This window comes from Nostoc sp. T09 (assembly GCF_002154695.1).
Taxonomy (GTDB): Bacteria; Cyanobacteriota; Cyanobacteriia; order Cyanobacteriales; family Nostocaceae; genus Aulosira.
The window spans coordinates 19,656-35,916 of record NZ_MTAV01000185.1 but is presented as its reverse complement, the minus strand read 5'-3'; the positions used below and the strand labels follow the sequence as shown (position 1 = coordinate 35,916).

Below are 16,261 nucleotides of genomic sequence, written 5' to 3'. Positions count from 1 at the left end.
ACCTCAAAACGGTCACACTCCCTTCTTTCCTTCGTTTCAGCCCCTTTGTCACCCCTTCAGGGTTTAATCTTTTGTTCTATTCACGTTATTTTTTTCTTAACCTTGGAATGAAAATATTATTTAATCTAAGTTGTCCAGGTATATTTTAACTATTTGTTTTATCTAACTTATTTCTTTCTTAACCTTGGAATGAAAAGCTTATTGATGTTAGTTTAGTCCTCTAATATTGCTACAGCAATCCTAAATTATTGGTGAAAAATTAATAATTCTGTAGAGTGAGCATTGCCTACCCTACTAGAAAATTTTCACTGAAATAATCTTCTAGTGAAATGACAATTATGGTGATGGTTGATAGTTAACGGTTCAGCGTCAATAAGTTTACAACTAAATTCTATCCTTGAACCTAAAAACTATTAGTTTTGCCCTCACTATATTAGTTTTTGATGCCACTAGAGCTAAGGCTAGATAAACAGTTAAACACACGGAGATTCTCTTTCATGGCTAAGAACGTCATCATTATGATTGGGGATGGTATGGGCTGGGAAATGGCTCGTGCTGCATCCATATATAAAGAGATTCAAAATGGTAAGACAGGCGCTAATCTAAGTGATTTCTATACACAGGGTAAGGGTCAAGGACTGAACTTTCAAACACTCCAAGGCTACGGTTTAGTAACCACCTATGGAACAACGATCGCCGATAGCAAAGGAGTGTTTAATACTGGTAACTCAGCTCTTGACGCTACTAATCCCATCACCGGAGAAAGCCCAGTTCGTCCTGGTTTCAAATTTGACCCAACTTTTAACCCAGGTAATACCCCAACAGGTGGTGCAAAAGTTAGTGATGGTGCTGTTGGTAATTTAGTAGGTTATGACACTGCTAGAGGTGGTGTTAATCCTTGGACTCCCGGTAGTGACCCAGAATATATTAAATACAGCTATCCTGACTCTGCAAACACTGCTACAACTCTCTACACTGGGGTCAAGAGCTACAACAACGCTATTGGCGTTGATATTTTTGAAGATCCTCTCGAATCGATTTTAAAAACTGCGAACAGTGTTGGTAAATCAACCGGTTTAGTGACTTCAGTTCCCATTGATCATGCTACACCTGGAGCTGCTGCTGCTAATGTTAACCGTCGCAGCAAGTATGATGGCGACTATCCTGCATTGGATAACATCCTGCAACAGGAACTCCGGGTCTATCAACCAACAGTATTACTTGGTGGTGGTCATCCACTCTCTGCGCCTGGAGACATACTGCCAACAGGGGTTGAGCCAAATACGAGCAATGAATATATTGGTAAGGATACTTACAAAGAACTTAGCACTAAACCAACTGATAACCGCTACGATTACACCTTTTTGGAACGAGGTCAGGATGCGGCTAAGAAACTAGCTGAAACTGCGGCGAAACTCGATCCAGAAAAAGGCGATCGCCTCTTCGGTCTGTACGGTGCGCGTGGTCAAAATGGTAACTTGCCTGTAAGTTCTGCCAAAGGTGACTACAGCACCACTGGTTTAGATATGTTTAGCGTTTTCGCTAACCAAGGTGATGATGCAAAAGTGGATACCAAACGTCCACTGCTTCCGGGAGAGACCGATGCATCTTTTATTGCCAAAGAGGTTAACGAAAACCCAAAACTCAATGACCTGACAAACGCTGCATTAAATGTTTTAGGTAAAGACCCTGATGGTTTCTGGTTGATGGTCGAAGGTGGTGATATTGATTGGTCTGCTCATGATGACAACATAGACAACCTGATCGGCACTACGTTAGACTTCGACAAAGCAGTTGGCTCAACGATTGATTGGATCAACAACAATGGTGGTTGGGAAGAAAACCTCCTCATCGTTACCGCTGACCACGATCACTACCTAACTCTCAACGGTGACTTTCCGACTTTAGTCAAGAATAAAGGTGCTGAAGCTTTAACCAATCTGGATACCCCAGGTGAAGTTGGACATTACTGGGGTTCTGATCCCAATGTCAAATATGGTTGGGGAAGTCACACTAACCGTCCAGTACCCGTTTACTACCAAGGTGCGGGTTCAGAAGTTCTCACTAGTTTGGTAGGTAAAGGGTATGAAGCCTACGGTTTTGATATTCCTGGAATTGCGGGTTTAAACGATCAAACCCACATTTACCAGACTATGTTCGCTTCCATAGTCCCCAAAGTTGAGTTAGTTGGTTTTGCTTCTTTGCCAGCTGATACCTTTAGTGATGGGCCGGCTTCTGGTAGCAAGATTTCTGCCAATGGTAGAACAGGGCCTTTCCCCGGACAGCCAGTACAAGGTTTGAGTGGCGTACAATTTGCTAACAGTAACTCTTTCTACTTCCTCTCAGACAATGGCTACGGTAGCAAAGATAATAGTGCAGACTTTTTGCTGCGTATCCAACGTCTAGACCCGAATTTTAAGGGAGTAGAAAATGGCGATGGCAGCGTTAAGTTTTTAGACTACATCCAACTATCTGACCCAAATAAGAAAGTTCCTTTCAAAATTGTGAATGAAGGAACTAACGAAAGAGCACTGACTGGTGCTGACTTTGATGTTGAGTCATTGATCGTTGATAAAGATGGTAGCATCTGGGTTGGTGATGAGTTTGGCCCCTACCTGCTGCATTTTGATAGCACTGGTAAGTTGTTAGAGGCTCCTATTGCTACACCCGACGAATTCAAGACTTTAGATGGCAAAGCGCCGAAAGTCATTGGACACAGAGGTGCAAGTGGCTATCGTCCAGAACACACCTTAGAGTCTTATAAGCAAGCAATTGAGAAAGGCGCTGACTTTATTGAGCCTGACTTAGTAGTTACTAAAGACGGTGTGCTAATTGCTCGCCATGAGCCTGCTTTAGCAATTTTGAACGCTGATGGCACTGTAAATACTAGCAATACAACCACAAATGTTGCTACGATCGCTAAATTTGCCGATCGCAAGAAAACAGTAAATTTGGATGGAAACCCAATTACAGGTTGGTTTGCTGAAGATTTCACCTTAGCTGAAATCAAAGAATTAAAAGCAATAGAGCGTCTATCTTTCCGCGATCAATCCTACAACGGTCAATTTGAGATTCCTACTTTGAAGGAAATCATTGACTTAGTTAAGGATGTGGAAGCTCAGACAGGTAAAAAGATTGGCATTTACCCAGAAACTAAGCATCCAACTTATACTGCTAACGAAGCCACCTATGTAGGCACTGACACCAAGATTAACCGGAATTTGGGTCAGATACTCATCGATACGCTGAAGGCAGAGAACTTCACCGATCCTAGCCGCATTTTCATTCAGTCTTTTGAAGTTGGCAACCTCAAAGAATTGCATGATGTAATCATGCCTAAGGCTGGGGTAGATATCCCACTTGTGCAACTACTCGATTACAAAGACATTGACATCAACGGCAAGATTATCGAAAGTCAGCCTTACGATCACAAAGTCAGTGGTGACAAACGCACCTATGGCGATTTGAGAACTCCAGAAGGCTTGGCAGAAATTGCCAAATACGCTGATGGTATTGGGCCTGGAAAACGGATGATTGTGAGCGTCAAAGGGACTGATGCTGATGGTGATGGCAAGGCAGATGATGTTAATAAGGATGGAGCAGTAAATGATGCTGACAAGACCCTTTTAGCTCCTACTACCTTAGTTCAAGATGCTCACAATGCAGGGTTACAAGTTCATCCTTACACTTTCCGTAGTGAAAGTCAGTATCTAGCAGCAGATTACAAAGGTAAGCCAGAGTTAGAATTCCAGCAGTTCATTCAATTGGGTGTTGATGCTTACTTTACTGACTTCCCTGATACTGGGGACAAAGTAAGGGATCAACTGAGCGATCCTCAGTACAACATAGTGCGATCGCCACAAAATCCTGATGTGCTTTCCGGAAATGCCGTTGCTAATTTGGGTAGTTCCAAAGGCTTTGAAGGTGGCGCAATCAACGCCAGCAAAACCAAGCTCTATATGCTGTTAGAAGGAACAGTTCAGGGCGATCCGGCTGGTGCTTTGCGAATTAACGAGTTTGATATTGCCAGCCGCAAGTACACAGGTAAAGAACTCTACTACAGATTGGATAATCCAGCAAATGCGATCGGAGATTTCACCGTTATTAACGATAACGAATACTTAGTCATTGAACGGGATGGTGGTCAGGGAGCTTCTGCTAAATTCAAGCGGATTTATAAAGTAGACCTGTCTAAAACCGATGCTAATGGCTATGTAGAAAAACAAGAAGTTGCCGACTTGTTAAATATCCAAGACCCCAACGATCTAAATGGGGATGGTAAGAAAACCTTTGACTTCCCATTCCAAACTATTGAAGATGTGTTGGTTGTTGACAAAAATACCATTTTGGTAGCTAACGACAACAATTATCCTTTCTCCACAGGTCGTCCAGGGAACGATCCTCAAAATCCCAAAATCGACAACAACGAAATTCTGCTGTTGAAGTTGGAGAAGCCTCTCAATCTTGCTCCTGGTGTAGGTCAGCCCTCAGCACTAGATATCAATTTTGGTTCTGCCAATAGCGATGATGTTACTCCCAAGCCTGGGCAAGTAATAATCACCGGTGATGGAGCAGATAATATCGAAGCTACCAGTAGTAACTTAATCAACGCTGGCGGTGGTAATGACATAGTACAGGTAGGAAGTAACTCTTCTGTGCTTGGTGGTGACGGTGACGATAATATCGTTGTCGGTCAAAACGGCCCTGTCAGCGGTACTGGTGTTGATGGTGGCAATGGTAAAGATACCCTTGTCGTAGTTGAAGCTAATGGTCGTAACAATCTATTTGGCGGGGCTGGTGCTGACACTCTCGTAGTGATCGAGGGTTCAGGTCAATTACAATTTGGCGGTTCCGGCAACGATACCATCACTAGTGGCGGTAGCAATAACCGTCTTTATGGTGGTTCTGGCGATGACATACTCAACTCCAATGCCAACGACTCCCTATTTGGTGGTGATGGTGATGATGTGTTATTTGCTGGTCAAGGAGGTGGTAATCGCCTGACTGGTGGCGCTGGTGCTGACTCTTTCTGGATTGCCAATGCTAGCCTGCCAACTAGCAAAAACATTGTTACCGACTTTACCTCAGGAATTGACGCGATCGGCATTGGCGGTATTACTGGAGTGAGTAAGTTCAGTGACCTAACGCTGTTACAACAAGGTAACGACACTTTGATAAAAGCCGGAAATACTGAATTAGCTTCATTACTAGGGCTTACCTCCAGTACCCTCACAGCAAATAACTTTGTTTTCTCGATTAGTGTGGTTTAAACAGAAAGTTATTACAGCTAAATCTAACAACCAAATCTAGTTAGGCTGTACTAATTTTATAATTGCGAGGGAGTAAGACTTCCTCGCTTTTTCTTTTCATACCTGCTGCCTAAAGTGAAACGGTATCATTAGCCGGACACGATCAGCTAATCTGCTTTTAAGTTGCATAATCCTTAGCCTCAAAAAGACGCGGGGATGGGGAGAACGGGAGACGCAAGGATGCAATTTGAATCATTATAAGCTTATCACTCATAGCCTTTGCTTGAGGAATATAAGGAAGAAATCAATAATAAGGTATATATAATTACTTACAAATTTATTCATATTAAAGATTTCAAAATTTGCCTCAAGCTTTCCTTGCTTGGGAATCAACAGACATAGGTAATTTTTCACAATCCTAGAGTTTTAGGAGGGTGGTTAAATTTTTTGCTTTATAATTATTATTTCTGAAGATACTCGACAAATCTGCTTAGAGGAATAGAAAGTTAAGCTCAAAGGCTTGTAGACTAAAAGAAGATTCCGGTAAATACCGAATAAAACCGTTAATTGCCGCTTACTTCTAAAAATGCCATTATGAGCAGCAATACGATCAGCCCTAAGATACAGACAGATTCTCTTGTCGAGCGATTTAATGAATTTAAATCTCCTCTGTGTGGTGAATTCAGGTTCGCCCTGAACAACATACTTTGTTGGACTCATCTTTTGCGTCTGGGTCGGCTTGACCATAGCACCACGGTTCAGGCGTTTGAAGTCATTGAACACAATGCTAAACATCAAAGTCTACTGCTTGACAAACTACTAGACTGGCGTCTGACTTCAGAAGTTACTAGCCAGTTACCGAATGTAGATGACATTAACCAGCAATTTGAAGAATTTAAGTCAGCTTTATGTGTTGATATTAGATTCGCTCTCAATAGCATACTGTGCTGGACTTATCTTTTTCATTTGGGTCGGCTGGACAAAAGCACCATACTTCAGGCTTTTGAAGTTATTGAACATAATGCTAAACATCAAAATCAACTTATTGACCAGCTTCTAAACTGGCGACTTACTCAAAACGACCTCTATCCTACTAGTAATAAGCTGTCAAACAAGGATTGGAAATAGGCGTCTCTCTACAAATGACGCTCTTTGGCTTAAAAGTGGTATTGGTGGTCATCCTAGATGTTGTTTGATTGACCCACAGCTACCAGAGGTGGATAGACAATTCTAGGCTAAGCTAGCGGAGCAATAAAATTTTTGTCATGTGGCGATCGCACTTGGATATTTACTGATAACCAAAGTATACAGCTAGTGATATTTTGTGCTAGCTCCGAAATGGCGCTGCGATCGCTACATTAGAAGATATACAAACAAAAATCATTATTGCCCATAGCGATCGGCAGCTCACACACAATCATGAATGCAAATGCCACTATTTCTCAGAATCCCCTACTTAAAGGCGCTGGCTTACCTCCCTTTACAGAAGTTAAACCAGAGCAAGTAGTACCAGCCTTTCAGCAGCTGCTAGCAGAACTTGACGCAGAGCTTGCCACTATAGAGACTAATGTACAGCCTACTTGGAGTGGTTTAGTAGAACCGTTAGATAAACTTACAGAACGGTTGTCTTGGAGTTGGGGCATAGTGAACCATTTAATGGGTGTCAAAAATAGCCCCGAACTTCGTGAAGCTTTTGAAGCAGTACAACCAGAAGTAGTGCAGTTCATTACCAAGCTTGGTCAAAGTCAACCTGTTTACAATGCTTTTAAGGCTCTTCGTAGCAGTGATGCATGGAACAGCTTAGAACCAGCCCAGCAAAGAATTGTAGAAGCTGCGATTCGGGATGCTGAACTTTCTGGTGTGGGCTTACAAGGAGAAGCACGGGAACGTTTCAACGCCATTCAAATGGAGTTGGCAGAACTTTCCACCAAATTCTCAAACCATGTACTGGACGCCACCAAAGCTTTTAGCTTAACTCTCACTAACAAAGAAGAAATCGACGGTTTACCGCAAAGCTTACTTAGTCTAGCAGCACAAGCGGCCCGTGCGGCTGGAGAAGAAAACGCTACACCAGAAAATGGCCCTTGGCGCATCACTTTAGATTTCCCCAGTTACGGGCCGTTTATGCAGCACAGCACCCGTCGTGATTTACGCGAAAAGCTCTACAAAGCTTTTATCAGTCGCGCGGCTTCCGGAGATTTAGATAATAATCCCCTAATTAATCGCATTTTAGAATTGCGACAAGAACTAGCAGGTTTACTCGGCTTTGAGAATTTTGCTGAGTTGAGCCTAGCTAGTAAGATGGCTCCTAATGTGAAAGCAGTCGAGGCGCTGTTAGAAGAACTGCGTCGCGTCAGTTATGATGCAGCAGTGAAAGATTTAGAAGCACTCAAAGCTTTTGCTTTGTCTAAGGGAGCAAAAGAGGCTGAAGATTTAAAACACTGGGATATTAGTTTTTGGGCAGAACGCCAGCGAGAAGAAAAATTTGCTTTCACTGCTGAAGAATTACGTCCTTACTTCCCCCTTCCTCAAGTATTAAATGGCTTATTTGGGTTGGTGAAGCGACTTTTTGGTGTTAACGTTACTTCTGCTGATGGTCAAGCTCCAGTGTGGCATGAGGATGTGCGTTATTTCCAAATTGCTGATGAAACGGGTGCGCCTATAGCTTACTTCTACTTAGACCCTTATAGTCGCCCAGCAGAAAAACGCGGTGGTGCTTGGATGGATGTCTGCATTCATCGTGGCAAAACTAGTGAAAATGGTGCAACTAGTATCCGTTTACCTGTAGCATATTTGGTTTGTAATCAAACTCCCCCAATTGATGGCAAGCCCAGTTTGATGACTTTTAATGAAGTGGAAACCTTATTCCACGAGTTTGGGCATGGCTTACAGCATATGCTCACAAAAGTGGATTATACAGGGGCAGCAGGTATAAATAATATAGAGTGGGATGCTGTTGAACTACCCAGTCAGTTCATGGAAAACTGGTGCTATGAACGACCGACTTTGTTTGGGATGGCTAAACATTACGAAACTGGTGAACCTTTACCAGAGCATTACTATCATAAGCTGATAGCGGCACGCAATTATATGAGTGGTAGTGGAATGTTGCGACAACTCCACTTTAGCATTGTGGATTTAGAACTACACTCTCGTTATCGCTCAGGTGGTGATGAAACCCCAGCAGATGTTCGCCATCGTATTGCCAAAACTACTACCGTTTTACCACCGCTACCAGAAGATGCTTTCTTATGTGCTTTTGGACATATCTTTGGCGGTGGTTATGCAGCCGGGTACTACAGTTACAAATGGGCTGAAGTTTTGAGTGCTGATGCTTTTGCTGCTTTTGAAGAAGCTGGACTAGAAAACGAAGAAGCTATCAAAACTACGGGTAGACGTTACCGGGATACAGTGCTGGCGCTTGGTGGTAGTAGACACCCGATGGAAGTGTTTAAAACTTTCCGGGGTCGTGAACCTAGTACCACGCCTTTGCTGCGACACAATGGTTTAGCAGCTACGGCTAGATAATCAGTAGCCGTTATCAACTGCGTACAACAAGACGCTTGAAGAGGCGACAGAGACGCGGCGACCTATTCAGTGTCGCCGTGTCAATTCAAAGAACTTTCGGCGTTGTAGGTGATGGTTGGTGTCAGCATTATTTTATGCCGTTTATGGAAATGATAATCTCACACCAAAGCCTCACTACAAACAATTATCGGAATTGGCTGAGATGATGTAGGTAAGGTGTTATCTTCCCACTCATGCATATTATGTTGACGGTAAATCTGTCTCAGTTGATTAAATAATTCTTGACTCGTGAAACCATCACGCCGCAATTTATTTAACTCTCGGTTAATTGCTTGGTTCACCGAAACGCGAAACGCTTTTTCTAAAATATTGATTTGACCTTTGACTTCTTCTTCTGTTGTTAACTTAAAAAATATCCTCAGTTCTCGCAGAATATACTTTTGTCCCTGAGTCAAACGCTGGTTAAACTCCCTTTCTGCTTGGCGATGCTTCACTTCTTCGGCAAATTGACGCTTGACGTGCATAACAGCAGAATTATGGTCTTTAGGGAGTGTCAAAGTGGGGGTGGTGTTGTCAGCTTTAATTGCACCCAGGATACGGGGAATGTCCCTGGAGACTATATTGCCATTGTCATCTAATAAAAATAATTGTTGGTAGCCTTTAATATCAGGACGATTGGGATCTGAAGCTTCACAAAAAACGTATGTGCCCTTCAGGATGGAGAATTTAGCACTACGTATACCATGCGGTAAATTGGCAATACGCTCAAATTCACCGGGGTCATCTTTCTGTAATTTTCTTAAGATTTCCTCAGCTTCATTTAAGTCTAAGAAATCTTCTTTTTCATCCATATCAAAAAGACTTAACTGTTTTCCTTGTTGCTCATAAATGGCATACATAGCTTCTTCATTAAGTCTTTCTGTCAGATCAAGTATGGCAGCATCTTCACCGATTGTGTCATGAATTTCCTGAATTCTGTTTTTAAGCTTCTGCTTTAAACCTAAATTACGTTCAATACCTAATTCTGGTAAAAAGTTGTATCCATAAATAACATCTTTCTCGCTGCCAATTCGGTCTATACGACCAAAGCGCTGAATTAGTTTAACTGGGTTCCAATGTAAGTCATAATTAATTATTAAATCGCCATCTTGCAAATTTAAACCTTCTGCCAAAACATCTGTGGCAATCAGAGTATTAAGCTCTGATTCTCCTAGCTTAAATTTATATTCTTTATTAGCCTTAGGTGCAAATCTTCCAACTACACGCGCTTTACTTTTGTTGTTACCGCTATAAATTACATCAATATCATCGCGCTTACCGTTTGGGTTTAAATTTTCGTATAAATACTTTGCTGTATCGGCGTACTGCGTAAAAATCAGCCGTTTTTTATCTTTCAGATTTGGTTTAGATAACCAGATATTCAAAGTTTGTAATTTGGCATCTTTATCAGGACTAATTGGTTCAACTAATGCCCAAATCTTTTTTAGTAGTTCAATATCATGTTCGATATGTTGTTGTAACCTTTTCCCATCAAAATCAGCTATGTCATATTTATCAGATACCTTTTGCAGTGCATCTATCAAATCTTGTTCTTCTGCTTGGTTATAGTCTTCCGATAGCAGAGTTTGTGCGTCTTCTCCTGCGGGAACAAATCCTTGAGATAATGATTTTAAAAATCTTTCATGCACTAACAATAGTTTTTTTATAGTTTCTTGAAAGGCGTAAACACTCGACTCAAAGCGCTTAAATAATAGCACTCGCATTAAACCCCGCAGGTTAGCGCCAGCACGTTGCAAAGTGTTATAAGGTTCTTGCTTTTGTTTATCTTTTAAAACATAATTCCACAGTCCATAACGTGCATAGCTGAGTTCGTTTGTTGGTGGCTTTAGCAGCTGGCGCTTGCGAGATTTCCCCATATATTGGCGTAAGTCTTGGTACAGTCCTTGATAAGTGTCTTCAATGCTGTACTCTATTGTTTCTAGTTCTCGCTTGGGGAAAAATCGATGCTTACTGCCAACGATGACGTAAGCGCGTCTGGTTCCGTCTAGATATTCTCGAAAATTAGCCGGGTCTACTGGTTGATGAGTTTTTTCATCAAAGCCGTAAAAACGGAGAATATGATTGCGAGTACGGCGGATGAGGATATGAGAGAGTAATTCTGGTAATTTTTTTTCGCCTTTTTCCACTAATTGAAAGTATTCTTTTAAGTTTGGCGGGTCTATTGGTAAATCTGTTTTGTCGTCTTGATGGAATAGTTTTAACTGGTGATAGATATCCCAAGCGCTTTTATTACGAGGAGTAGCTGTTAAGAAGCAACAACGTTTACCAGCGGATAAAAATGCTTCTACTACTTTATATCTTTGAGTGTTATTGTTTCGTAGATTGTGGCTTTCATCTATTAATACAAAATCTCTATCTTTATATTTAAAATCATCTAATAAAACTTTCACCCCAACGTCTTCATCTTCTTTCAACATCCCCATTGAAAGAACGCGGGCATTTAGCTGGTATACTTCGTTATAACGCTCCCACATTTCTATCAGTGGTGGAGGGCAAATAATTAAAGGGCGTGCGCGTTCTACTTGCTCAAATCTTTTCACAATTGCAGCGCCAATAAAACTCTTGCCCAGCCCTACAACATCACTAACGAATGCTCCCCCATAGTCTCTGATATTTTGTACAGCATTATTAACAGCTACTTTTTGAAATTCAGCTAATTGTTTACTAATCTCGTCTTCTATAATTAAGTCTTTTGCTACAGTATCTTCTAATCTATCTTTGACTAAACTATAGAGAGTTTTCATATAAACATCATAGGGGCGGGCTATAGAACCCGCCCAAGATTGTTTCATTTCTCTCATTAAAGCTTCATTAAAATCTTCTGCCTCATTCCATAGTTCATTAAACCAATTAGTTAACTCTGTATGGTTATCGTTACCGTGAATTACTACATTTAATTCGGTATTATGGGTAATGCCAGAAAGGGTGAAATTAGATGAACCTATAATCGCAACGCCTTTTTCCGAACGTTCTAAGGCTCTACCTTTATGATCGTAAACAGTACCGTAGTCAAAAATATAAGCTTTGGCGTGTAACGTCCCTTTGGTGTAAACGTGGACATGAAGCCGTTTTTCTTCTATCATCTGCACTAGATTTTTTACTAGTGTCTCGGCTTCATCTGTCTGATCCATTAATTCAATAGTAGAACGAACATTATCTGCTGTAACGTTCACTATATGTTTTTCTTCACTGCGCTTGGGATATTTTTGGGCTTCGATTTTATCTTCAATTAATTCTAGCCTGCGGTATCCTTGGGCAATTTGTTCGATAGTTTCGCGGTTGCTAGTATTGCCAATTAATAAGCGTAGTTCTTTAATGTTGGTGAGACGTTCTGCAATGGCGGTGAAGCCGGAAAGAAAAAAGTAACCTACCGCAAAATGAGCCGCTTCTGATGAGTCAAGAATGCTTTTAATTTTGTCTACTAATTTTTGATTGCGGTTGTCGATTATGTCGTGGGTAGGCATGATAATTTTCTCACGCAGAGGCGCAAAGACGCAGAGAATAACTTGAGGTTTTAAACTGGAGAATGTGGTTTAAGATGCTAATACTTCGCTGAGGATGACAACAGGTAAACCGGGAACGTTATGAAATGCTTTATCATTAGTAATAAATTGGTTACAGCTAATAGATAAGGCTGTGGCTGCGTGGATAGCATCTGGTGTTTTGAGGTTGGTGTTAGCTCGAATATTTGCAGCTTGTCGCAGTATAGTTTGGCTTATGGGAATTAGTCTCATTTCCGAATAAAGCAAAAGCTGTTCATAGTTAGCTACTAAAGCTGTATTACCACTTTTCAAAGGAACAACTAGTGTTTCCAATAAAATGAGTTCGCTACTAGCAATTTCTATTTCGCCTAATTGAAATTTTAGCCATAGAGGTTGTAGCAGTGAGTAATAATCAGGGTTAGTTTCAACAGTATAAATTAGCACTAATGTATCAATATAGATAATCCCTGATGCAGGAAGTGTTAGTCCCATGACTCGCGTTCCTCTTTCAATTGCTTATCTATATCCTCAGTGTTTCTGAATGATGGGCGTTGGCTACGAATTTTTTCTATTAACTCTACAACAGAACGCCGTTTGCTTTCAGATTTTTCGGGCAAAATCACAAATACATCTACACTATCGCCAATCTCAGCTTCTGGAATTTCAATTTCTATTTTGTTTCCTGGTAAAACTTTGGTTGTAATGCGTAAAGCTGATTGCATGGTTTTTACCTTAACAATTCTTCATGGTTGGAGCGAGATTTGTTCTCTTCTCTATTCTCTTACAATCCATAAAGGGCGGCGACGCGATCGCTTATTTCTTTCTCCCATACTTCGCAGTTAACGCCTTTTGCGTCTAGACATTTTTGGACTAGTTTAGATATGGCTTCTCGTTCTGTAGTTGAAGCATGGGGAATAATTGCTTTTTCGAGATAAGTTCGCATTAATTGATAACCATTCTGTATTTTTGTACAATGGCGACTGATTTCTAACCAAAATGATTGAGAATTTAAAACACCTAAAAGATAAAGGTCATCAAGAACTATCATCCATCCAGCATTATTAAAAAACATACCTTTATTGTCATAAGTAAAACTAGATTTAACCTGAAAAACTTGATAAATAATTTTTGGTTGATTGAATTCTTCAAAATATGAAACATTATCTTGAATTTCATACCATTTATATGAGCCACTTTTGCGTCCTAACCATTTTTTATTGTTAGACCATTCTTTCGGTTTTGGCTCTAGTAGTGTTCGCCACTGACTTAAGTGTTCTTTAATAGCAGGATAAGTATTTATATCAATTCCTCGTCTTGTGAAAATGAGCCAGCTATCTTTAAATTCTAGATTCCATTTATGAATATCTTTACCTGCAACCATAGGTTTAATAATTTCTATACTTTTAGCATCTTTAGAAATCAATTCTGAGCGCTTTTGCCCATCAATTACAAATGCTTCATTCAAACCAGTTTTTACACCATAGTAGATTTTATCCTTGACATACTCGCCTAATGTGATACCCAGTTGTTCTATTCTTTTATCATAGTTATTTGAAGATGTTTGAGTTAACATCCAGTTATAACCATCTATAGCTGTAGATTCTAGAATTTTACCTTTTTCTTTAATGAGCGTTAAAACGTTAGGATAAGGAGGTTCTAAAGATTTAACTTGAGTAAAAATAGTTGAGCTACTGCCTAATGTTTGATTCTGGGCAATAAAAATCATAGGATAAGCAGTCGCACTTTTAAATACTGGTAAGTCTCCAAAATCAGTAATACTGTGAATAAGACAAGTCTCTGCAATGTACTTCTTCAACTTCTCGCCATACTTCGCCCGAAACCATTTATTAGGAGAAATAAATGACAACATTCCACCATTTTTCAAAAGTTGTAAAGCACGGGCATAAAAGAAGCAATACAAATCAGATGTTCCATTATAAGTAGCAGGATAAACCTTTTGTAATGTAGGCTTTAAATCTTTAATCAACTCCTGCCTTACATAAGGCGGATTTGCAAGCACAATATCAAAACCGCCATCAGTAAATACTTCTGCAAACTCTACTGCCCAATCAAAACCTTCTATCTTGGTACTTCCATGAGTTACTAGCGCAATTTGAATTTTTAACTCATTAATTTCCTCTTCTAACGTCTGCTTCTTTCCCCCTTCATGGGTTCGCATATATTCAGCTTTCTTTTGGCGATATTGCTCTATAAACTCAGACCTAATCATTCCTGTTGTAGCGGGACTGGGTGCAATTAAACTATCTCCAACTTCGATTTTATATTTTAAGTTAGGTAACGGTTTCGGTTTTTCACCCTGGTACTCAACAGCTAATGATAACCACAATCTTAATCGTGCAATATTAACCGCGAATACATCTTTATCTACGCCATAAAGATTATTTTCAATAATATCTAACTTGCGTTGATAAACCGTATTTGAATCTAACCCTTGATTTACAAATAAACATTGACGCAAATCTAATAACTCATGAAGCATACCTAATAAATAAGCTCCACTTCCCGCAGCTAAATCGCAGCATTTAACTCGACGTAATGCTTCTAATATTGCCTCTGGATTAATTAGATGCTCTGAATTATGCTCATCAACAAAATGTGCTATTGTATCTTGTGTCTCTGCTGCAACTTGGGTTTTTAAATAGCCCTTTAGCGCTTCACGGCACATAAAAGAAACAATTGGCTTGGGAGTATAGTAACTTCCAGATTCATGTCTTCCTGTTACTAATTCCTCGAATACTTTGCCTAACATTTCTGGATCTACTGCTACATCTATATCTAAAGGCGTACTTTCAGTAACAGTGAAAGCAAAGCGTTGAAATAAGTCATGAAGAATACTATCTATACAATCATCTGGAATAATAATTTGAGGATTTTTATCATCTTCGCCTTGTTCAAAAAGTCCGCCATTGAGGTAAGGAACAGTACCAATTAATTCTTTTAAGAAACCACCATGATTAATTCCTGCAATGTCCTGTTCTTGAGCATTATTTAGCCCTGCAAAGAATAGATGGGAAAGCCTGTCTCTATAGAAGTTTTTGTTTGCTACGCCATCCTCATCTTGGTAAGCTTCCCACAAAGCTGATAAATAATCAGTTCTTTCTTTAAATTTCAACCATCCTTTTTTCTGGATAAAAGCGATGAACATCAAACGGTTAAATAGCTTTTGGGTAAATAACCGCTTACTTTCATTACCTCCAATTCCTTGAATTAACCCTTCAACTTTTTCAAAAGTTTTACGGTACTCCCTGAAAAATTCTTGAGTTACAGCTTCAACGTCAAATGCTTCGTCGTGGCGTGTTTGAATATCTAAGGGTGATGCATTTGGGCTTATTTGCTCCAAATCCAATAGACTTATTCTTTCTGACGCTGTGCGTAATTGTTCGCCTTCTCCAACGGTAATGCGGCGAAATAACTTTCGTTTTTGAGGTGAATTATCATACTTAACATTAAGAAAGTGCCACCGCAATTGTGATTTGTTAGAAAAGACGAATAAAGCATATGGGTGGTCTTTTAGGAGATGATTGACAACACTTCTTTCAGCTTGTCTGGATAATTCTTCTGATTTTAACCGAGTATAAATAATATGGAAAGCATTAGAGCTTCCCCCTGAAGCTAATAACAAGGGGTCGCCTTCAACCTCATTAGCAACTGCATCAGTTAATTGGCGACGAGATAGAGATTGATTAACTCGTTCGTAATTTAATTGGCTCCAAAATATTTTTTTTAATGTGTCAATATTTGTCAAATTTTGAAGCGAATATTTGATTGACTCTTGCAGTTCTAATGCGAGCATATATATAGATGCTATTGTAGTAAGATGTTTTCCCTGAAATCTGCGCAGCACAATTCTGTCCCCGAAGCTTAAACCTCGCAGCAGTTCTCAAAAATTAAAGGTATGACAACTTGACGCTAGCTAGATAT

7 protein-coding genes are annotated in these 16,261 nt (G+C 40.1%); 3 read left to right on the top strand and 4 right to left on the bottom strand.

Annotated features, from left to right (window positions below):
• Positions 1 to 497: 497 nt before the first annotated feature.
• The 3 genes from BV372_RS29790 (at position 498) to BV372_RS29780 (ending at position 8,777) form a co-directional block, all read left to right on the top strand.
• Positions 498 to 5,270, top strand: coding sequence for an esterase-like activity of phytase family protein (locus BV372_RS29790; protein ID WP_086690346.1), 4,773 nt, complete (start codon positions 498 to 500; stop codon positions 5,268 to 5,270).
• A 573-nt stretch (positions 5,271 to 5,843) separates the two neighbouring features.
• A complete protein-coding gene (locus tag BV372_RS29785; RefSeq protein ID WP_086690344.1) occupies positions 5,844 to 6,377 on the top strand; it encodes a hypothetical protein in 534 nt (177 codons plus the stop codon).
• Positions 6,378 to 6,668: 291 nt separating this feature from the next.
• Entirely contained in the window at positions 6,669 to 8,777 is a 2,109-nt protein-coding gene (locus tag BV372_RS29780; protein WP_086690342.1) for a M3 family metallopeptidase, read from the top strand.
• Positions 8,778 to 8,935: 158 nt separating this feature from the next.
• Here the strand turns inward: BV372_RS29780 and BV372_RS29775 are convergent, their stop codons facing one another.
• The 4 genes from BV372_RS29775 to BV372_RS29760 form a co-directional block, all read right to left on the bottom strand.
• The gene (locus tag BV372_RS29775) at positions 8,936 to 12,301 is read right to left on the bottom strand and encodes a helicase-related protein (RefSeq protein WP_086690340.1); all 3,366 of its coding nucleotides are present in this window, start codon (positions 12,299 to 12,301) and stop codon (positions 8,936 to 8,938) included.
• A 69-nt stretch (positions 12,302 to 12,370) separates the two neighbouring features.
• A complete protein-coding gene (locus tag BV372_RS29770; RefSeq protein WP_086690338.1) occupies positions 12,371 to 12,811 on the bottom strand; it encodes a type II toxin-antitoxin system VapC family toxin in 441 nt (146 codons plus the stop codon).
• Positions 12,802 to 13,041 (bottom strand): hypothetical protein, encoded by a 240-nt coding sequence (locus BV372_RS29765; RefSeq protein WP_086690336.1) that lies wholly within the window; start codon positions 13,039 to 13,041, stop codon positions 12,802 to 12,804. Before BV372_RS29765 ends, BV372_RS29770 begins: the two co-directional genes overlap by 10 nt.
• Before the next feature lie 59 nt (positions 13,042 to 13,100).
• Positions 13,101 to 16,133 carry an Eco57I restriction-modification methylase domain-containing protein gene (locus BV372_RS29760; protein ID WP_086690334.1) on the bottom strand — a complete coding sequence of 1,011 codons (3,033 nt, stop codon included), beginning with the start codon at positions 16,131 to 16,133 and terminating at the stop codon, positions 13,101 to 13,103.
• Between the last annotated feature and the right edge of the window lie 128 nt (positions 16,134 to 16,261).

Excerpts from the sequence above, each read along its gene's own strand:
- BV372_RS29790 (WP_086690346.1), top strand. The coding sequence starts at position 498 with ATGGCTAAGAACGTCATCATTATGATTGGGGATGGTATGGGCTGGGAA.
- BV372_RS29785 (WP_086690344.1), top strand. The coding sequence starts at position 5,844 with ATGAGCAGCAATACGATCAGCCCTAAGATACAGACAGATTCTCTTGTC.
- BV372_RS29780 (WP_086690342.1), top strand. The coding sequence starts at position 6,669 with ATGAATGCAAATGCCACTATTTCTCAGAATCCCCTACTTAAAGGCGCT.
- BV372_RS29775 (WP_086690340.1), bottom strand. The coding sequence starts at position 12,301 with ATGCCTACCCACGACATAATCGACAACCGCAATCAAAAATTAGTAGAC.
- BV372_RS29770 (WP_086690338.1), bottom strand. The coding sequence starts at position 12,811 with ATGGGACTAACACTTCCTGCATCAGGGATTATCTATATTGATACATTA.
- BV372_RS29765 (WP_086690336.1), bottom strand. The coding sequence starts at position 13,041 with ATGCAATCAGCTTTACGCATTACAACCAAAGTTTTACCAGGAAACAAA.
- BV372_RS29760 (WP_086690334.1), bottom strand. The coding sequence starts at position 16,133 with ATGCTCGCATTAGAACTGCAAGAGTCAATCAAATATTCGCTTCAAAAT.